Origin of the sequence: Bradyrhizobium sp. HKCCYLRH3099 (assembly GCF_051167855.1) — a bacterium.
Taxonomy (GTDB): Bacteria; Pseudomonadota; Alphaproteobacteria; order Rhizobiales; family Xanthobacteraceae; genus Bradyrhizobium.
This window is the reverse complement of the sequence record NZ_JBNPTW010000001.1, coordinates 480,543-499,538: the sequence shown is the minus strand read 5'-3', so window position 1 is coordinate 499,538 and position 18,996 is coordinate 480,543. Positions and strand designations below refer to the sequence as shown.

General features: G+C 66.2%; 19 protein-coding genes. 9 read left to right on the top strand and 10 right to left on the bottom strand.

What is annotated here, in order from left to right; translation table 11 throughout:
• Position 1 precedes the first annotated feature (1 nt).
• A complete protein-coding gene (locus ACQR1Y_RS02400) occupies positions 2-1,240 on the top strand; it encodes a hypothetical protein (protein WP_434875551.1) in 1,239 nt (412 codons plus the stop codon).
• Between the two features lie 18 nt (positions 1,241-1,258).
• On the opposite strand, the gene ACQR1Y_RS02395 is transcribed toward ACQR1Y_RS02400, so the two are convergent.
• Both ACQR1Y_RS02395 and yidD read right to left on the bottom strand, forming a co-directional pair.
• Complete coding sequence (locus ACQR1Y_RS02395) at positions 1,259-1,468, bottom strand: hypothetical protein (protein WP_434858625.1); 210 nt, start codon at positions 1,466-1,468, stop codon at positions 1,259-1,261.
• A 159-nt stretch (positions 1,469-1,627) separates the two neighbouring features.
• Positions 1,628-1,978, bottom strand: a complete 351-nt coding sequence (yidD, locus tag ACQR1Y_RS02390) for a membrane protein insertion efficiency factor YidD (protein ID WP_434875552.1) — start codon at positions 1,976-1,978, stop codon at positions 1,628-1,630.
• Between the two features lie 262 nt (positions 1,979-2,240).
• Between yidD and ACQR1Y_RS02385 the strand changes: the two genes are divergently transcribed.
• On the top strand, positions 2,241-3,143 hold the full coding sequence (locus ACQR1Y_RS02385) for a hypothetical protein (protein WP_434858627.1): 903 nt from the start codon (positions 2,241-2,243) through the stop codon (positions 3,141-3,143).
• Between the two features lie 120 nt (positions 3,144-3,263).
• Here ACQR1Y_RS02385 and ACQR1Y_RS02380 read toward each other — a convergent pair whose 3' ends face one another.
• Positions 3,264-3,764 carry an iron-sulfur cluster assembly scaffold protein gene (locus ACQR1Y_RS02380; RefSeq protein ID WP_434858628.1) on the bottom strand — a complete coding sequence of 167 codons (501 nt, stop codon included), beginning with the start codon at positions 3,762-3,764 and terminating at the stop codon, positions 3,264-3,266.
• Positions 3,765-3,991: 227 nt separating this feature from the next.
• Between ACQR1Y_RS02380 and folE the strand changes: the two genes are divergently transcribed.
• The 4 genes from folE (at position 3,992) to ACQR1Y_RS02360 (ending at position 7,817) form a co-directional block, all read left to right on the top strand.
• Complete coding sequence (gene folE, locus ACQR1Y_RS02375) at positions 3,992-4,714, top strand: GTP cyclohydrolase I FolE (RefSeq protein ID WP_434875553.1); 723 nt, start codon at positions 3,992-3,994, stop codon at positions 4,712-4,714.
• Positions 4,715-4,744: 30 nt separating this feature from the next.
• Positions 4,745-5,173 (top strand): phosphoribosyl-AMP cyclohydrolase, encoded by a 429-nt coding sequence (gene hisI, locus ACQR1Y_RS02370; protein WP_434858630.1) that lies wholly within the window; start codon positions 4,745-4,747, stop codon positions 5,171-5,173.
• A 149-nt stretch (positions 5,174-5,322) separates the two neighbouring features.
• Positions 5,323-6,342, top strand: a complete 1,020-nt coding sequence (locus ACQR1Y_RS02365) for a lytic transglycosylase domain-containing protein (RefSeq protein ID WP_434875554.1) — start codon at positions 5,323-5,325, stop codon at positions 6,340-6,342.
• A gap of 299 nt (positions 6,343-6,641) precedes the next feature.
• On the top strand, positions 6,642-7,817 hold the full coding sequence (locus tag ACQR1Y_RS02360; RefSeq protein WP_434875555.1) for a DUF2336 domain-containing protein: 1,176 nt from the start codon (positions 6,642-6,644) through the stop codon (positions 7,815-7,817).
• A gap of 243 nt (positions 7,818-8,060) precedes the next feature.
• On the opposite strand, the gene ACQR1Y_RS02355 is transcribed toward ACQR1Y_RS02360, so the two are convergent.
• The 5 genes from ACQR1Y_RS02355 to ACQR1Y_RS02335 form a co-directional block, all read right to left on the bottom strand.
• Positions 8,061-8,645, bottom strand: coding sequence for an Hpt domain-containing protein (locus ACQR1Y_RS02355; RefSeq protein ID WP_434858633.1), 585 nt, complete (start codon positions 8,643-8,645; stop codon positions 8,061-8,063).
• A 119-nt stretch (positions 8,646-8,764) separates the two neighbouring features.
• Positions 8,765-9,310 carry a response regulator gene (locus ACQR1Y_RS02350; protein WP_006612921.1) on the bottom strand — a complete coding sequence of 182 codons (546 nt, stop codon included), beginning with the start codon at positions 9,308-9,310 and terminating at the stop codon, positions 8,765-8,767.
• Positions 9,311-9,607: 297 nt separating this feature from the next.
• A complete protein-coding gene (locus tag ACQR1Y_RS02345; RefSeq protein ID WP_434858634.1) occupies positions 9,608-10,387 on the bottom strand; it encodes an NAD kinase in 780 nt (259 codons plus the stop codon).
• A gap of 182 nt (positions 10,388-10,569) precedes the next feature.
• Complete coding sequence (locus ACQR1Y_RS02340) at positions 10,570-12,717, bottom strand: CHASE2 domain-containing protein (RefSeq protein WP_434875556.1); 2,148 nt, start codon at positions 12,715-12,717, stop codon at positions 10,570-10,572.
• Between the two features lie 18 nt (positions 12,718-12,735).
• Complete coding sequence (locus tag ACQR1Y_RS02335) at positions 12,736-13,419, bottom strand: hypothetical protein (protein ID WP_434858636.1); 684 nt, start codon at positions 13,417-13,419, stop codon at positions 12,736-12,738.
• A 236-nt stretch (positions 13,420-13,655) separates the two neighbouring features.
• Here ACQR1Y_RS02335 and ACQR1Y_RS02330 point away from each other — a divergent pair, with 236 nt between their 5' ends.
• The gene (locus ACQR1Y_RS02330) at positions 13,656-15,242 is read left to right on the top strand and encodes a S10 family peptidase (RefSeq protein ID WP_434875557.1); all 1,587 of its coding nucleotides are present in this window, start codon (positions 13,656-13,658) and stop codon (positions 15,240-15,242) included.
• A gap of 132 nt (positions 15,243-15,374) precedes the next feature.
• Here the strand turns inward: ACQR1Y_RS02330 and ACQR1Y_RS02325 are convergent, their stop codons facing one another.
• Both ACQR1Y_RS02325 and ACQR1Y_RS02320 read right to left on the bottom strand, forming a co-directional pair.
• Positions 15,375-16,763 carry a serine hydrolase domain-containing protein gene (locus tag ACQR1Y_RS02325; RefSeq protein WP_434875558.1) on the bottom strand — a complete coding sequence of 463 codons (1,389 nt, stop codon included), beginning with the start codon at positions 16,761-16,763 and terminating at the stop codon, positions 15,375-15,377.
• A gap of 246 nt (positions 16,764-17,009) precedes the next feature.
• A complete protein-coding gene (locus ACQR1Y_RS02320; protein WP_434858639.1) occupies positions 17,010-17,555 on the bottom strand; it encodes a tetratricopeptide repeat protein in 546 nt (181 codons plus the stop codon).
• A gap of 290 nt (positions 17,556-17,845) precedes the next feature.
• On the opposite strand from ACQR1Y_RS02320, the gene ACQR1Y_RS02315 reads away from it, so the two are divergent.
• Positions 17,846-18,280, top strand: a complete 435-nt coding sequence (locus ACQR1Y_RS02315) for a hypothetical protein (protein ID WP_434858640.1) — start codon at positions 17,846-17,848, stop codon at positions 18,278-18,280.
• Positions 18,281-18,496: 216 nt separating this feature from the next.
• Positions 18,497-18,943 carry a hypothetical protein gene (locus ACQR1Y_RS02310; RefSeq protein ID WP_434875559.1) on the top strand — a complete coding sequence of 149 codons (447 nt, stop codon included), beginning with the start codon at positions 18,497-18,499 and terminating at the stop codon, positions 18,941-18,943.
• Positions 18,944-18,996 lie beyond the last annotated feature (53 nt).

The window sequence follows — 18,996 nt, the reverse complement described above, 5'->3', positions numbered from 1 at the left end:
CATGCTGCTGATCTCCAGAATCTGCTTCGCCCTCGCATGCCTGGTCCTTGCGACGAGCTCCGAGGCCTGGGCGCAGACCGTCACGCCGGACGATACGGCGCGCGTACTGGCCGGCTTGGCGCCGGCGCCGGCATCACCGCTTGCGCCTTTGGTGCAGGAGCCGGCGTGGCGACGTCATGCGGCGTTCTTCGACAACGCGTTCAACCAGCTCGAGCAGCGGCAATTGTCCAGGATCCGTGTCTGGGGAGATGCCAATCTGGCGGCGCCGCGGACGACGATGTTCTACTTCTTCTCGGGCCCCGACTTCCTGTACGCCGACGCCTTCTATCCGAAGGCGACGACCTATGTGCTGGCGGCGCTCGAGCCGACCGGCCCGATCCCTGATTTGACCAGACTGCCGCGCGGCGGCGTCGGCCCGGCGCTGTCGGATGTCGAGCGTTCGCTGCAGTCGATCCTCAGCTTCTCGTTCTTCATTACGAAGGACATGAAGTCGGATCTGCGCGAAGGCGAGTTCGAGGGAACCCTGCCGGTGCTGTACGTCTTCCTGGCGCGCACTGGCAAGACGATCCGGAGCGCCGGCCTGATCTGGCTCGACGAGAGCGGCGGTGTGCACGGGGCCAACGAGGCCCCGACGCGCAACGCCACCAAGGGAGCAAAGATCATTTTTGCCGGTACTGATGGCGTCGAGAAGACACTCTATTACTTCTCGACCGATCTTTCCGACTCCGGTGTCAGGGCGAGTGGCTTTCTGAAGTTCTGCGAGCCGCTCGCGCCCGGCAACAGCCTGTTGAAGAGCGCCTCCTATCTGCTGCATCAGGGCGGCTTCGGACAGGTGCGCAGCTGGCTGTTGAAGAACAGCGCGACCATCATCCAGGATGACTCGGGCATTCCGCTCGCGAGCTACGAAGCGAAGGCGTGGCGCTTCTTCCCGTTTGGGCGCTACCTTGGTCCGATCGACAAGTTTCCAGACATGTACCAGCGCAGCTATGCCAGATTGTTCGAGCGCGCGCAGCCGCTCGACTTCGGCATCGGCTATCGCTGGCGCACGCGCGAGTCCAATGTTCTTCTGTCCGTGAGATCGCCGTCAGCCGACGCAACCGTTTCAGCCGAGGCCAGTGCGCCCGCTGAGACGGACTATCAGCCTCCGCGCGTGAGGCGTACGCCGCGGCCGCCGGAGCCGGTCTATAACTATCCACCGCCGCCGCGTCGCGACGATTTCATCTTCTGGCCGCGGTGGTAGGGATCGAACCGTCGGCTCCTACCAATGCACGCTCTGGCTCGGCACGATGTAGGACGTCGTGGTCGGTGGCAGGGTTGTGCTGTCGGCAAGGTAGCGCCACGCACCGACGATGACGATCAGGAGCGCGATGATGCAGAGCAGGTCGATCTGCCGTACGTCGTGGCCGGGATGATCGGGGCCGATGGTCTTGCGTGATTGGCTCGTTCTCGGGCTGATTGTCCAGCGCATCGTTGTTTCCTCCCGAAGGAAGCGTCACATCAATGCAGGTCTTGGCGGCGAGGTTCCTTGTGAACGGCGCCGCTCATTGCATGAGACTAATCCTAATCAGAACCGGCGTCACGGCGATTTGCTGCAGATCAACGGATGCGGAGCCTGTTGCGCCGCACCCTAGGGCGCGCTGTTGACGCTCCGCCAGCGCGCGTAGCGCCAGGGCAGGTACCAGCGCGCCCGTGCCGGCGCGGCCCTGGGCACGTTGTCGATGCCGGATGTGCCCCAGGGCTGGCAGCGCAGCAGCCGCGCCAGCGTCATCCAGCCCCCGGCCCAAAGCCCAAATCGTTCGATGGCTTCGTCGGCGTAGACGGAGCAGGTCGGCAGATGCCGACAATTGTAGCCGACCAGCGGCGACAATGTGTGGCGATACAACCAGATCAGGGCGTGAGCGGCGCGCCGTGGCAGCCGCTGAATCTGCGACATCATCGGCATGGTGCGACAGGCGGGATCAGAACATGAGTGCTTCATGGGCGCAGTGCCGGACGGATGTGCGAGTTGTGAACGGTTTCGCGGCAAGGAACCCGGCTCGCGTTGCATGTGTGGTGACGTGATGCAACAATGACCGGATTTCAGCGGCGCCGCAGCACGCCGCAGCTGGACGGTAGGTGATTGCCCGGATACGTTTCCCGACAAGGATGTGACAGACTAATAACGGATTTGAGGCCAGCTTGTCAGGTCTTGCCGCGAGAAAACCGGGGAACTGCGTACCGAGCTTTACGAGGGGGACGGATTGCGCGTGAGATTGCTGCGGTCGCGTGAAATGCGCTGGATGCTTCTCGGTGTTGCAGCGCTTGGTATGGTGGTCGGAGGCGCGATCACCATCATGTCAAATACGGCGCGCGCCGGCGGCGCGCTCGAAGAGCGCAAGCTTCCCATGCGGTTCGGTTGGGTCGCCTGTGAGCCCAATTGCGGCTGGGTCAGCGCGGTCGGGATCGTGACCGCCGACACGCCGAAGGATTTCGAGGATTTCGCCAGGGATCGTGACCTCAACGGGGCCACGGTCGTGCTCGACTCCAGCGGCGGTTCCGTCAACGACGCCATCACGCTGGGCCGCCGGTTCCGTGGCCTGAAGATGCGCACGACAGTCGGGATGACGGTTCGCCCGAGCCGGGCCAGCGAGCGGCCGCGCGTTCTGCCGGAGGCCTATTGCGAGTCGATGTGCGTGTTCCTGCTGCTGGCGGGCACGACACGCTATGTTCCCGATACGGCGCATGTCCGCGTTCACCAGATCTGGATGGGCGATCGGGCTGACGACGCCAAGGCGGCGAGCTACACGGCGCAGGATCTGATGATCGTCGAGCGCGACATCGGCCGGCTCGCCAAATACACTTTCGACATGGGCGGAGCGGGGGACCTGCTGGCGCTGGCGCTGAATGTCCCGCCCTGGGAAGACCTACATGAGCTGTCGCGCGCCGAGCTGCGTCTGACCAACGTCATGACGACGGAGCTGGTGGCGGACGTGCTGCCATCGAGAGGCGCGGTGCCCGTCGCTCTCGCGCCGAAAGGGCAAGAGAAGGGCCAGGATCGCTTCACGGCGGCGTCCGCCGAGCAGGACAAGGTGCAACCGTCCCGATCGACCCGGACCGCGGAAGCGCTGCCGCCGAACACGGTCGCGGCCACGCCGCAGCAGTAGCTCAAGCTTCCGGCCCGTGCATGACACGGGCCGCTGGCGCGGTGACCGCAAAAGGGGCCGAAAACCGGGGGCAGACCCAAGGCCCTCGATCAGCCCTGATTGGATCAGCCCTTGGTTGAATTAGCCCTGAGCCGCGGCCGGTTGCTTCGGTGCCGGCGCAGCGGTGCCCCCGTCGGCAGCCTCAGCGCTCTTGGCGTTGGCCTCGATCTGGTTGATCGCATCGACCACGGCATCGAAGGTCAGCAGGGTCGATGCGTGGCGGGCCTTGTAATCCCGGACAGGCTCGAGCAGCGCGACATCGGCCCATTTTCCGTCCGGCGGCGCGCCGTTTTCCTTCAGCATCTTGCGGACGGTCTCGCGCAATGCGCGCAATTCGTCGGCGTTCGAGCCGACGACATGCCGGGCCATGATCGAGGACGAGGCTTGGCCGAGCGCACAGGCCTTCACGTCATGGGCGAAATCGGTCACCACGGGGCCGTCCATCTTCAGATCGACCTTCACAGTCGAGCCGCACAGCTTGGAATGGGCGGTGGCGGTGGCGTCCGGATGGTCCAGCCGTCCGAGCCGCGGAATGTTGCCGGCCAGCTCGATGATTCGCTTGTTGTAGATGTCGTTCAGCATGTGCGTGACGTCCCGGAATTACCGGCGGGTCGGCCTTGGCGGCCGGGTTTCATCGCCCTATATTGCGACTATATGGAAACGATTGGCAGGAATTCCAGCCACTTCCGCAGGCACCGGCGCCAAAAGCGCCAAACGTGCGGATCACACCTCTGCAGGTGACGCCGTCCAAGGTGACGCTCTGCCGGTGACACTCCGGTCGGTCCGCCGACCGGTCGAACGGAGACGAGATGGACACTTTGATCAAGACGCTGCGCGCGACCAAGCCCGACGCCAAGCCTTCCGATGCCAAGCCGTCCGATCCCAAACTGGCTGCTGAGCGCCCGGCAGGGCTCGATCCGGCCGAGTTTCTCGCCGCCGCCGTGGGGCCTGACCGTCCGCGGCCGTCGCGCGCCGAGGCCGAGGCGGCGGTCTATACGCTGCTGAATTACATCGGCGAGGACCCGACCCGCGAGGGGCTGATCGATACGCCGCGCCGCGTCGTCGAGGCCTATGACGAGCTGTTCCAGGGCTATCACCAGTGCCCGGCCGAGGTGCTCGACCGCACCTTCGGCGAGACCGCCGGCTATGACGACTTCGTGCTGATTCGCGACATCGAGTTCACGTCGCAATGCGAGCATCACATGATGCCCTTCTATGGCCGCGCGCATATCGCCTATACGCCGGTCGAGCGGGTCGTCGGCCTGTCCAAGCTCGCGCGCCTGACCGACATCTTCGCCCGCCGGCTGCAGACCCAGGAGCATCTCACCGCCCAGATCGCGGCGGCGATCGACGAGGTGCTGAAGCCGCGCGGCGTCGCCGTGATGATCGAGGCGGAGCATACCTGCATGTCGGTGCGCGGCGTCGCCAAGCACGGCGCGGTCACCTTCACCAGCCGCTTCACCGGCATGTTCCGCGACAATCCGACGGAGCAGTCGCGCTTCCTCTCCATGGTGCGCTCGCCGCAACGGTGAGCCCCGCCCGGATATCGAGCAGAGAGAGTCGTGTCTTCATCATCAGTTGAACGCGAGGAGGGCTCCGCCTTCCTGCCCAAATTTGACGCGGCCGGCCTGGTCACCTGCGTGACCACCGATGCCGCAAGCGGCGACGTTCTCATGGTCGCCCACATGAATGAAGAGGCGTTGCGCAAGACCGTTGCGACCGGCGAGGCCTGGTACTTCAGCCGCTCGCGCAACGCGCTGTGGCGCAAGGGCGAGAGTTCGGGGCAGACCCAGCGCGTCGTCGAGATGCGCACCGATTGCGACCAGGACGCGGTGTGGCTGCGGGTCGAGCAGCGAGGGGCCGCCTGCCATACCGGCCGGCATTCCTGCTTCTACCGCAAGGTCGAGCGCTCCGATGATCAAGGCGGCGCCAAGCTCGTCTTCGTGGATGCCGACCGGCTGTTCGATCCCGCCACGGTCTATCGCAAGTAGGTCAGAGACCTGCATCCCTGACATCCGCTGTCGTTCAATGGCCGTGTTGGCGGCGCGGAGTTAACGCGCCGTTAACCATACAGGTCGCATTTTGCCCGGCGTTTCCGGCGCGTTCGTTTGCCAGCGATTCTGCAAAAGGGCGGGTCATCATGTCGGTCGACGCATCCAATTCCTCGTCCCCAGGGCTGCTCGACGGCGTCCGGGCCAAGGTCGCCGGCGCGATCAAGCAGGCGGCCGACACGGTCGGCGCGAGCTTCGAATATCTGCTGTCGACCGCCAAGATGGAGTCGGACTTCAATCCGACGGCCGGCGCGTCGACGTCGTCGGCGCGCGGACTTTATCAATTCATCGACCAGACCTGGCTCGGCACGGTGAAGGAGGCCGGCCCCGATCTCGGCTACGGCCAGTATGCCGACGCGATCAGCCGCAACTCGTCCGGCGAATATACCGTCAGCGATCCCGGCATGCGGCAGGCGATCATGAAGCTGCGTGACGATCCGCAGGCGTCCTCGGCGATGGCCGCCGCGCTGACGCAGTCGAACAGTTTTCAGCTCACCGCCAAGCTCGGCCGGCGGCCGAGCGATGCCGAGCTCTATATGGCCCACTTCATGGGTGTCGGCGGCGCGGCCAAGCTGATCTCAGCCGCCCAGGACACGCCGAACGCCTCGGCCGCTCAGATCTTTCCAAATGCCGCGGCGGCCAACCGGTCGATCTTCTACGACCGCGACGGCCAGGCCCGCAGCGTCTCCCAGGTCTATTCGGTGCTGAACACCCGCTATGCCGGGGCCGCCAACTCTTCCACAACCCGAGGCGCGCTTGCGCTCTATGGCGGGGCGTCCTCGCCGGCCAACGTTGCCGGCGGCGGCGCGCTGCCGACCACCGACACGGCGACGTTCCTGTCGATGTTCCCCGATGCCCGCGGCTCCGCGCAAACCGCATCGGCGAGCGTCGCAGCCGTAAGCCGGCCGTCCGATCCGATGTTCCGCTCGCTGTTCCAGGTCGACGGCGGGGCCGCTCCGGCGGTGTCTCCTGACGTCCGCCACCTGTGGGGACGCGCCGCCGTCGCCAGCGCGACCTCGGCCGAGAGCAGCGGCAGCAACGGCAATAACAGTAGCGGTCAGCGCCGGCTCGACCTGTTCAGCGATCCCAACGGGACGTTCTCAGGCTGACGTTTTGCTCGCGCGGCGGGCTTCGGCCCGCTTGGCGCGTATCCTTTGCAAAGAAAAATCTTGCACACCTGGAGATCAGGAGGCGATGCGCCTGCCTGCGCGCGTCGCATCTTCTCAGTTAAACTACGGCAAAAACCCGCGATTTTAGGTGCTGGAGTAGTGTTTTTCCCGGGCGTCTTAACAAAACATCAATAAAACCAGCCACTTATGGTGAACGCTTTGTTAAGCGTCGTGGTTTATTTTCGGTGCTGTTGAGGCCCTCGTGGCCTTGTTTGCAAGTTGCGTAAGCCGGAAAGACCATGATCGTTCGGCAGTTTCTCAGTTGGGTCAGAACCGCGCCCGCCGGTGAGCGGGCAGAGGCCACCAGGGCTCTCGCGCGGGCGTGGTTGTTGTCGGATCTCTCGGATGAGGATCGCGGCGCCGCCGAAGGTGCGCTGCTCATGCTCCTCGATGATCCCTCGCCGCTGGTGCGGCAGGCCATGGCGGAGGTGTTCGCCCGCACGGACGAGGCGCCGGCCGCCATCGTCCAGGCGCTGGCCACCGACCAGCCCTCGGTCGCCGCCATCATCCTCGAACATTCGCCGCTGCTGATCGATGCCGACCTCGTCGACATCGTCGCGACCGGTAATTGCGAGACGCAATGCGCCATCGCCCGGCGCATCGGCCTGCCTGCGCCGGTCTGTGCGGCGATTGCCGAGGTCGGCAGCGCGGCGGCGGCACTCGAATTGATCGAGAACGCCTATGCCGAGCTCCCGCCATTTTCATGGGACCGCATCGTCGAGCGTCACGGCCATCTGGCCGCGATCCGCGAGGCCATGCTCGTGCTCGACGATCTGCCGGCGGCGACGCGCGCCGCGCTGGTCGACAAGCTCTCCGAAACACTCGCCCAGTTCGTCGTCGCCAGGAATTGGCTCAGCGCGGAGCGGGCAGGGCGCATCACCAGCGAGGCGCGTGACCGCTCGACCATCACCATCGCGTCGCGCTCGCGCGGCGAGGAGCTGCGCGGTCTGGTGCAGCACCTGCGTGTCACCTCGCAGCTGACGGCCGGCCTGATCTTGCGCGCGCTGCTCTCGGGCAATGTCGAGTTGTTCGAAACCGCACTGTCGGAGCTGTCCGATATGCCGCGGGCGCGGGTTGCGGCCCTTCTCAACGACCGCGGCCGCGCCAGCCTGCAAGGTTTGCTGCGCAAGGCGGGCATTCCGGACACGACCTTCGATGCGTTCCGCATCGCGCTCGAGGTCTGCCGCGAGAACGGCTTCGCCGACACGCTCAGCGGGGCGGCGATTCTCCGCCGCAAGATGGTGGAGCGCGTGCTCACCCATTGCGCCACCGACCGCGATGCCGCCGAGCCGCTGCTGATCCTGCTGCGCCGCTTCGCCACCGAATCTGCGCGCGACGAAGCCCGCGAGTTTTGCGATGAGGTGATGGCCGAGGATTTCGTCGCCGGGCTGGAGTTCGGACTGATGGCGGCGTAGTCCGCGCTTCCTCCAGCCGTCATTCCGGGGCGCGCGCAGCGCGAGCCCGGAATCCATAATCCCGAGTCGGGATGTGGCGAAGACAAGCGCCACAGCCATCGCGCCTCACATAGCGGCCTGTGGCTATGGATTCCGGGCTCGCGCTACGCGCGCCCCGGAATGACGAGGAGAGAGGGTTGCCCGAAGTCTTGCGTCGAATCCCGCAGGAAAGCGGTGCGCGGCGGCTCAGCGTCGCCTGTCCGATTAGGGCTGATCGCTCGGCACCAGGCTCGGCGCCAGGATCGCTTCGAGATGTTCGGGGCGATTGCGGTTGACCTGGATCAGATAGTCGTCGGCGACACGGCGCAGGCGGCGGCTTAGTTCGGCGGCCACCGTCGGGCTGTGATATTTGGTGTGATCGTGCACGATCGCCTGGATGGCGTTGACGTGATGCTCGAACAGCTCGGTCGGAACCTTCTCCAGATCCGGCGCATGCTCGATGATCCGGCACAGGCTGTCGGCCACTTCGGCCGCGGCGGGGTAGCCGAAGGTCGCGGCGTCGCCCTTGATGTCGTGGGCGGCGCGAAACATTTCCTCGCAGGCGTCGTCGTCGAAATGGGTCTTGAGCATCGCGGCGTAGCCCTTCGACAGGCGCTCCGCTTCGGTATCCATCCAGGATTTGAACTCGCCGGACAGTCCGGCCAGCGCGGCCTCGGCGCGCGCGATCGGATCGTCGAGATCCTTCTCGTCGGCCCGGCGCAGCACCTTCTTCAGCGGATTGGGCTGGGTGATGACGTGATGCGAGGCGTAGCTCTTGACCTGGATCGCCGGGGCCTTGTCCTTCGCCATCTCGATATCCTCAGGTGCTGCCGATCAACGCGAGCTGTTGATGTGAAGACTAGCCGAGCAACCGCATGTGCGATGCAGCGATTCCCGGACGGCGTTAACAGGGGCTCACTGCCGAGCCCCTAAACTGCGGAGCGCGCTTTATCCAGAAGTGACGGCTGCTGGAAGATCTCGGCCTCGCCGCCGACGCGGCGCTCCGGGCCGATGTAGGCGGTATTGGTGTTGCGGCGCCGGTCCGGGCCGAAATAGGTCTTGGTCTTGATGAAGGGCCGGGGATTGGCGACCACGTTGAGAATGCGCTGATACAGGCCCTTGGCCGAGATCGGCTTGGCGAGAAACTCGGTCACGCCGGCGTCGCGCGCCACGGTGACGCGACGCTTCTCGGAGTGGCCGGTCAGCATGATGATCGGCGCGTAGGGATTGCCCTTGGCCTCCGGCTGCCGGATCATCTGCGCGAGCTCGAGCCCGTCGAAGATCGGCATCGCCCAGTCGGTGATGACGATGTCGGGCGAGAAATGGGTGTACATTTCCAGCGCGGTCGCGCCGTCCTCGGCCTCGTTGACCTCGCGCGCGCCGAACGAATGCAGCAGCGTGCGCAGGATGCGGCGCATGTGCGGATTGTCGTCACAGACGAGAAAGCGAAGCTTGTTGAAGTCGATGCGGTACATCTGGCCGGCCTGAGGGCATCACCAATGAAGGTGGTCAACGCGCATTAACCATACGGAGCGCCGGGTTAACAAAGCGTTGCGGGCGGGCGTGTTTCGAGCAGAGGTGCCGCTGTCTCCGCACGTCATTCCGGGGCGCGCCGCGCAGCGGTGCGAGCCCGGAATCCATAACCCCGAGCGCAAGTGTGGCGAAGACGAGAGCGACCACTTTCTCGCGCCTCACACCATCCTGTGGCTATGGATTCCGGGCTCGCTCGCCGCCTTCGGCGGCGCGCGCCCCGGAATGACGAGGCAGGCGTTCTAATACCCGAACTGCTCGCTCAGGATCCGCTCTTCGAGGCTATGTCCCGCGTCGAACAGCATGCGCATCGAGATCGTCTTGTCCGACAGCACCTCGACGCGCTGGACGTTGCGGACCTCGTCGTGGTCGGCCACCGCGGCCACCGGGCGCTTGTCGCCTTCGAGCACCTCGATGATGACATAGGCGGTGTTCGGGAGGAGGGCGCCGCGCCAGCGCCGCGGCCGGAAGGCGCTGATCGGCGTCAGCGCCAGCAGCGCGGCGTTGATCGGCAGGATCGGGCCCTGCACCGAGAGATTATAGGCGGTGGAGCCTGCGGGCGTCGCCACCAGCACGCCGTCGGCGATCAGCTCCGGCATGCGCTCGCGCTCGTCGATCAGGATGCGCAGCCGCGCCGTCTGTGCGGTCTGGCGGAACAGATAGACCTCGTTGATCGCGTGGTGAATGTGAACGGTACCTTGTACATCGGTCGCCCGCATCAGCAGCGGGTGGATCACCGATTCCTGCGCAGCCGCGAGCCGTCCGTGCAGGTCGATGGTCGAGAACTCGTTCATCAGGAAGCCGACGGTGCCGCGATGCATGCCGTAGATCGGCTTGCCCGAGCGCATGTGGTCGTGCAGCGTCTGCAGCATCAACCCGTCGCCGCCGAGCGCGACCACGACGTCGGCCAGATCGGGATCCGAATTTCCATACAGCGAGGAAAGCTGCGTCAGCGCGGCCTGGGCCTCGGGACTTGGACTCGCGACGAAGGCGATCCGCTCATATCGCTTGGGCGTGGTCATGCGTCGCAAGGCTCGCTGGTCGTTGGCCGGTTGAAGGCGCCGTGTCGTCTACCCGACCTTGGCCGTGCTTGTCCATCGCGGCCGGTATTGCGGGGCAATGCGGCCGCGATGCGGGCTGATCTCGCCCGGAACTGGGCGCTCACCGCGGCAGCCTTGCGGGCTGTGACACCGTCATCCCGGCGTCATTTTTCCTGGAGCGTGCGCACGGGGTCCCAAGCCGCCGGGGTGCCCTCGCGCGCCGCGCTCACGCGTTCGGCGAACAGCGCGCTCGGCGCATCCACCGCCGCGGCGGATGCGAAGCATTCGGCCGCCTGCGACAGCTCGCCCGCGCGCCAGTGCGCGACACCGGCCGCATAGCCGTCGAGCACGGCGCGATCGTCCGGCGTCAGCTCGGCGGCGCGGCCATGGAGCTCGTAGATGGTCAGCGACTGCTCGCGGCCCTTGACGCGGATGGTGTCGAGCTCGCGCCAGGCGAACTCGGAGCCGGCGAGCGCGACGGTGCTCTCCGAGGCGATGATCGTGGTGCCGTAGAACTTGTTGGCGCCTTCGAGCCGCGACGCCACGTTCACGGCGTCGCTCATCACGGAATAGTTGAAGCGGCGCTGCGAGCCGAAATTGCCGACCAGCGCGGCGCCGCTGTTGATCCCGATGCGCTGCGCCACCTTGATGCCCTGGAAGGCGGTGGACGAGCTGTTCAGCTCCGCGAGCCTCGCCTTGCAGTCGAGGGCCGCGCGCGCGGCGCTGCGGGCATGGTCGGGATCGTCGAGCGGCGCGCCGAACACTGCGACGACGGAGTCGCCGATATATTTGTCGACATAGCCGTCATGGGCCTCGATCACGTCCGTGATCGCCGAGAGATACTCATTGGTCAGCGCCATCAGTTGCTCCGGCGACATCTGCTCGGCGATGCGCGAGAAGCCTGCGATATCGGAGAAGAACACCGTGACCTCGCGGGTCTCGCCGCCGAGCTGTGGCAGACGCCGCGAGGCGAGCATGCGATCGATCTCGCGCGGTGCGAGGTAGTAGGCGAAGCTCTTCTGCAGCAGGCGCCGGTCCTTGTCGGTGACCATGAAGCGATAGCCAGTGGTCGCCGCCAGCGCGAGCACGCCGGCGGCGAGCGGCTCTGCGAGAGGCAAGGCATAGGCATGGTTGAAGAGAGCCGTGGCGAGCGCCGTGTAGAGAACGGCCAGCACCGCCAGCAGCGCCGCGGCCGTGGCCGGTCTCAGCAGCCGCGCGAATGCCGCGGCGAGCAGGGCCATGGCGGCGGCGATCGTGAAGATCGCTGGTCCGCTCATTTCGATCGCGGCGTCCTGCCGGACGAGGTTGTTGACCGCCGTCGCATGAATATAGACGCCGGCGATCGTGCTGCGGGCAAATGTCTCGGCCACCCGGCGCTCGCCGAGCACGCAGCGCGGCCGCCGCGCGCCCTCGGCACGGGTGGCGAAGCGTTTCGAGGTCACCCGCCGGTCCTCGATGCCGACCGTACCGATCAGGACGACCTTGCCGGCGAACTCGCGGCGGAAGTAGTCCTTGTCGCCCTTGAGCGCGCAGGCGCGCAGGTCGGCAAAGGAGTAGGTCGGGATGTCCTGCGCGCCGCCGGCGAAGTTCAAGGTCATCGTCCCCGGCACGCTGCCGGGTACGCGATAGTCGCCCAGCATCACCGCGTCCGGCGCAATCACCGGCGGCGTGCCGCGGGCGCGGGCCGCCAGTTCGAGCGCCATGCTGGGCACGGCCTTGCCCTCCGCCGACAGCGTCAGCGGATGGCGGCGGACGACATCGTCGCTGTCGGTATAGGTGTTGAGCGGCCGCAGGTTCTGCTGCTGGCGCACCGCGATGCGCTGGCCGGGGGCGGGCAGGATCGGCGGCTCGCCGAAGATCTCCCCCAGCACCATCTTGCCGCCCACGGCCGCCGCGGCGAGCGCGCGCAGGAAATCACGGTCGAAGCCGCGGGTCTTCTCGCCGAGCGTGGAGTCGCCGAGGGGAATCTCGGACTGCTCGATCGAGGTCTGGAACACCATGTCGAGGCCGACCACCTTGGCGCCGCCATCGAGCACGGTCGACAGCACCCGGCCGATCTCGCCGGTCCAGGTGAGCAGCGGCGCTCCCTTGAACGGCGGCGCCTGATAGCTCTCCTCGTCGATGGCGATGACGACGGCCGGACTGGTCGCAGCGTCGTGGCGATTGCCGAAGGCTTCGAAGCGCAGCCAGGTCAATGCGTCGAGCGAGAGGCCGCGGAAGCGCTCGAACGCCGGCGATGCGAACACGCCGGCACACGCCAGCGCGATGGCGATCACGGCAAGCGCGTCACGCGTCCGGCGTCCGATCGCCACCGCCAGCCGCTTTCAATCTCAGTTGAGTCGGATCAGTCGCCCGACCACGGGCCCTGGACCCGCCTTGGCCTGCGCATCGATCTTGAAGACAATTCGCGCAGGGCCGAACATCGCGACATAGGTGCCGCCCGGCGTCAGCGGATGGCTGGTGCCGGCGAAATCGTAGAACCGTCCCTTGTACTGCCGGCCGGACAGCTCGACCTCCTGGCGCTCGCCGGGCTGGTCGATCCGTTCGACGATCAGGGTGCCGCGCCCCTTGGCTTCGAAGATCGGCGAGGCGCCGTAGATGATGGCCTGTGCCACCGGCGCGCTGTCCGGTCCGACGCTGCGCACGATGGTTGCCGCCACCTCGCTGGTTTCGCGGGAGGTCGCCTGGGCGTGGCTGGCATCGCAATTGACGATGTCGCTCTTGAGCGCCGCGCCGTCGACCTTGCTCTCGCCGGGACCGACGGTGACGCTGCCGGCGCCGCTGACGGTCTCGCGGCGGCAGGATTTGAGGTAGCTCATCACCACGGCGCCGTCGGAGCCGAGCTTGATCACCTGGCCGGGCGCGACATAGTCCATCAGCTCGGCACCGGCGACGTCGCCCTGGACGTCCTCGACCAGCGCCGCCGGCGGCCCGGCCCAGGCCACTGACGGCCCGAACAGGGCCGAGGCGGCGAGCCCGGTCAGGGCTGCGACGATGAGCCTCGATGATGTCATGATGAACTCCGTGATCGCGCCGTGAGCGCGCCTTCTGTCCCATGATTGGGACGTTCGACGGGATCGAGAGGTTCGAGCCCATAACATACCTTACGGAGGACGGGCACTGGCATGGATGTGACCTGGATCACGGAAGCTTGGGTTGAGGTTGGTCCCCGGCCACGTTTCATGCGTTTGCAATGAGAGAGCGAAAAGCTGCCGCGTTGCCCCAAGCTCATGGTCCAGGGAGTGAGTTGATGCCTGATTTGAGATCGCCCGCCGGTTGGCCCCGCTTGCTGGCCCTGGCCGTGACGGTCATGCTGGCCGGCCAGCCGGTGTGCGCGCAGGACACGCCGCCGGCGGCGGCGCCGACGCAGGACGCCGTTGCGCCCGGCGCGCATCGCTCCGGCTCCGCCGGCACCCGCGCCGCCAGCCCGCCGAGCTCGCCATCGACGGCGGATCAACACAAGCTTCCGGCGGATTCGACCACCACGCAGACGCTCGAATTGCCGGGTCGCACGCTGTCGTTCACGGCGACGGCGGGCTCGATCCGGCTGTTCGATGACAAGGGCGAACCTCAGGCCGATATCGCCTACACCTCCTACCAGCTCGACGGCGTCGACCGCGCCACCCGTCCGGTCACCTTCTTCTTCAACGGCGGTCCCGGCGCATCCTCCGCCTATCTGCAGCTCGGCAACGCCGGCCCGTGGCGGATCGGGATCGACGCGGCCAGCGTCACGCCGTCGTCGAAGCCGGAGCTGATGCCCAACGCCGACACCTGGCTCGACTTCACCGATCTGGTGTTCATCGATCCCGTGGGCACCGGCTACAGCCGCTTCGTCGCGACCGGCGACGAGGTCCGCAAGCGCTTCTTCTCGGTCGACGGCGATGTGCGCTCGCTGTCGCTGGTGGTACGCCGCTGGCTCGAGAAACACGACCGGCTGGCCTCGCCGAAATTCGTCACGGCCGAGAGCTATGGCGGCATTCGCGGGCCGAAGATCGTCAACAACCTGCAACAGGACCAGGGCATCGGCGTGAGCGGCCTGATCCTGGTGTCGCCGCTGATGGACTTCCGGGAGTATTCGGGCTCCAGCCTGCTGCAATATGTTGCGAGCCTGCCGAGCTTTGCCGCCGTCGCCAAGCAGATGAAGGGGCCGGTGACGCGCGCCGATCTCGCCGATGTCGAGCGTTACGCCAGCGGTGACTTCCTGCTCGATCTCGTACGCGGCGAGGCCGATACCGAGGCGACCAACCGGCTCGCGGACAAGGTCGCGAGCCTGACCGGTATCGACCAGGCGGTCAGCCGGCGGCTGTCGGGCCGCTTCGACGTCTCGGAGTTTCGCCGCGAGTTCGACCGCAAGAACGGCCGCATCACCGGCCGCTATGATGCCTCGGTGCTGGGCATCGATCCGTATCCGGATTCGAGCCACTCGCGCAGCTCCGATCCGTCCGGCGACGTGCTCACCGCGCCGCTGACCAGCGCCGCAGTCGAGCTGACGCGTAAGTTGAACTGGCGTCCCGACGGCTCCTACGAGCTTTTGAGCGGCGCGGTGAACCGGAGCTGGGATTTCGGCCGCGGCATCAGCCCGCCGGAATCGACCGGCGAGCTCAGGCAGATTCTCGCGCTCGATCCCAAGCTGAAGCTGCTCGTCGGTCACGGCCTGTTCGATCTGGCGACGCCGTATTACGGCTCGAAGATCCTGCTCGACCAGTTGCCCGCGTTCGCGCGGCCGCCCCGCGTCAAGCTCGTGGTCTATCCCGGCGGCCACATGTTCTATTCGCGCGACGATGCGCGCAAGGCGTTCCGCGGCGAAGCCGAGGCGATGATGAAGGAGGGCAGGTAGCTCGTTGTTTTGAGCCGCCACTCTGTCCACTCGTCATTGCGAGCGTAGCGGCGTAGCGAAGCAATCCAGAATCCTCGCGCCGTCCTGGATTGCTTCGCTGCGCTCGCAATGACGGCGTGGCAAGCACTCGGGCTAACTCTCCTTCTTCTGCCGACCCTTCGGGTACTTCTTCTCCATCTCCGCCTTCAGCACGCGCTCCGGCCGCAGCCGTGCGCCGCCGAGCCAGACTTCGCTGACACCGGACTTGGCGCGCACGCGCCGGACCGGCTCGCCATGGCTTGAATAGCCTGCGGCGTGCGCGATACGGCCCTGGTCGCGCCCCGTCACCTCGATGCGCGGCGCATCGATGAACGGGTTGATGAAGGACGGATTGGCCACCATCACCTGTTCGCCGAAGGGGACGAGGTCGAATGCGCTCCACAGCGTCCACCAGCGCCCGGTCCAGTCGCGTGTCTTGCGCGACGGCGCGCCATGGGTGGCAAAGGCCTGCAGGATGAACTTGACGCCGTTGGCCCAGGCCGGCGCCCAGCCATCGATCGCGTTGGTCAGCACGGTGATCGCGATCTCGCGCGAGGGGATGACGGAGGTGCGCGAGATGTAGCCCTGGAAGCCTCCGCCATGGCCGAACCAGTCGAAGCCGGCGGTGGTGCCGCTCATCAGCGCCAAGCCGTAATAGGCTTCCTCGATGTCCTGCGGCACGCGCCATTGCCGGCGCACCATCTCGCGGCGGCTCGCGACCGAGAGCAGGCTCTTCTTCGCGTTGGGGGCGAGCTGGGCGAAGAAGCGCGCGGTGTCGGCCGCGGTCGCGACGATGCCGGCGGCCGCCATGATGGCGTGGGTCGGATTGTCGCCGGGAATCACGGCGCGCCGTCCCAATGGCACGATGCGGGAATGGCCGCGCGCGAACGGCACGGTCTTGCCCAGCAGCGTCATGTCCGGCGCGCTCTCGCGCAAGCCCAGCGGCGCCATGATCTCGCGCTGCAGCCAGCTGGGGTAGGGCTCGCCGGTGATCTGTTCGATGACGAGGCCGAGCAGGCCGTAGCCATGGTTGGAGTATTTGAAGCGGCTGTTCGGCGCGATCGCCGGCGGCAGCTTCAGCTCGGCCAGCAGCTCGTTCCAGTCGAGATAGGGGCGGCCGTCGGTGAACTGGCTGGAATCCTTGCCGTCGCGAACGAGGCCAGCGGTATGCGAGAGCAATTGGCCGAGCGTGGCCGTGGCGACCTCGGGATGCAGGTCCTTGACGTAGTCGCCGACGGCATCGTCGAGCTTCAGCCGCTTCTGCTCGCGCAGCCGCATGATGCCGGCCGCCGTGAAAGCCTTGGTGTGAGAGGCGATCCGGAAGCGATGCCGCGGCGTCAGCTTCTCGCCACTGTCGAGATTGGCGTGCCCGAAGGCCGCTTCCAGCACGATCTCGCCGCGATGGGCGATCGCGATGATGCAGCCGGGCTGTCCGGAGAGTTCGACCTGATACGCCAGCCAATCCTTGATGTAACCGAGTGCCGCGCCAAGCCAGGGCTCCACGACCATGCCTCCTGTTCGAGCGCGCGAACCGTCGTGCGCCGGAAGCGGTATATTGATCGGAGGAACGGTGGGGGACAATGGGGGGCGCGTAGTCTGGATGAGCGTAAGCGACATCCGGGTCCAACACGACCGCCTGCGATGAACCCGGGTGTCGCTCCGCTTACCCGGGCTACAAGCTCCAAACGAAAATGGCGCAACCCTTTCGGGTTGCGCCACTGTCGAGATCGGATCAGGTCCGATCGCGTCTCAGTAGACGAGGCCGGTGCCCGGCTGCTTCTCGAGCGCGTCGGCCAGCGAGCGATATTCTGCGCTGTTGGTGCCGGCGAGCTGCGCGACCTTGTCGAGGTGGAACTTGGCCTGCTCGCGGTTGCCCTGTTCGAGCTGCCACAGGCCATAGTACTGCCAGGTGCGCACGTGGTTCGGATCATCCGCCAGGGCCTGCTCGTAGTACTGCTTGGAGGCCTGGTAGTTGCCGAGCTTGCGGTAGGAGTAGCCGATCAGGTTGGCGACGTCGGCGACGTCCTCACGGTTCAGCGCCTTGAGCTGCTCGATCGCGGTGGCGTAGTCGCCGCGGTCATAGATCGAGGTGTAGGCGGTACGGTAGGCCGCCAGGAACTTCGGATCTTCGATGCTCGAGCTCTTGTCCTTCTTCTTCTTGGACGAATCCGAGGCCGGCGGCGACGACGGGGTGTCGCTGCCCGCGGCATAGGCCTTCGACAGAAGCAGCGGCCCGGAGGCCACGGCCATGGAGAACAGCGCCAGCGTGGCGATCCTGATCGCAGACTTTTTCATTCGTATCTCCCGAGTTGTCGATCCAACAGGTGACTGCGCGAGCAGAAGAACTCCCGCAGCTGCGAAATATTCCCGGCCATTTGCGCGGATTTTGCGCCGCGATCGGTGCATTATACGGACGACAAGATGACAGGCCAGTCACTTCGATGACTATCCCTTCATGTGCATGAACTGAAAACCTCGCTTTACTTCAGGGTGGGTTCAGTGCCGGTTCCTTATCGTCGTCTCCATGATCGCGAGCCCATCCAGTCTGGATGGAGCCTCCAGATCGTCACATCACGGAGACGACCATGCTGAAGTCCATGTCTGTTGCGCTGCTCGCCGCGTCGATCCTGGCTGCGCCCGCGTTCGCCGCAGGTCCCGCGAAAACCGATACGTCCGCCAAGCCCAATCAGACCACCGGCGTGACCACGGGGGCCGCGAAGACGGAAGCCGGGAAGACCGACGCGTCCAAGACCGTCACCACGACCAAGTCCGATACCAAGGCCGATGCCAAGACCGACTCCAAGTCCGAGTCCAAGTCCGGCCCGACGCAGGCGGGCGACAAGACCAACGAGATGAAGCCGGCCGTCGACAAGAAGGGCAAGCCGCACGCCTCGCTGCTCCGTCACACCCATCGCCATACGGCGCACCTCCGCCATCACAACAAGGTGAAGGTCTCGCATGCGGTCAGCCACACGAAGGTGAGCCTGAAGCGCGTCACCCCGGCGACCCGCCGCGGCTGAGGTGTCGAAGCCTCGATCAGCCCCAGCCGACGCCCTCAGGGCGTCGGCGGTGGCAAGACGATGAGGCGCTTTCGGGCGATGCGCGCGGCAGCATCGGCGTGGCCGGCGTCAGGGCGGGGCACCTCGGCACTCCCGGTCGAATGCGCCGATTTCCTTCGCCACCCGCTTTCGGCTAGAAGCCGGTGACGCGGGTGGTGGCGAACGGATTGGTCGGCCGTGGGGAAGAGGATATCGGGCTGGTGGCCGGCAGCTGTGCTGGCCCTATTGCTGGCGGGCTGCGCGAGCGGTGGTCCTGCCGCCTTTGTCAGCGAGGACAATCGCGGCATCGCCTATACCGGGGATCGCGGCGTCGACAGCCAGCCCTTTCCGGCGAACTACCGCGGCGAGATCCTGGCCTATCTGAGGACCTACCTGAACAATCCCGCCGGGGTGCGCGAGGGCGTGATGGCCGAGCCCGTTCAGCGGACGGTCGGCGGCCGGCTGCGCTATGTCAGCTGCCTGCGCTATGCGGCGCGCGAGTCCGACGGCAGCTATCGTCCGGCGCGGGAGCGGGCGGCGATCTATGTCGACGGCCGGTTCGATCGCCTGGTCGAGGACGCCGGCGAGCTTTGCGCCGGATCGAGCTACGCGCCGTTTCCCGAACTGGCCAGCCTGACGCGCTAGGCTGCAGCATTTCGTCTGCGGCATTTTCGACGGTCTGCCACGACGTCGCAGCG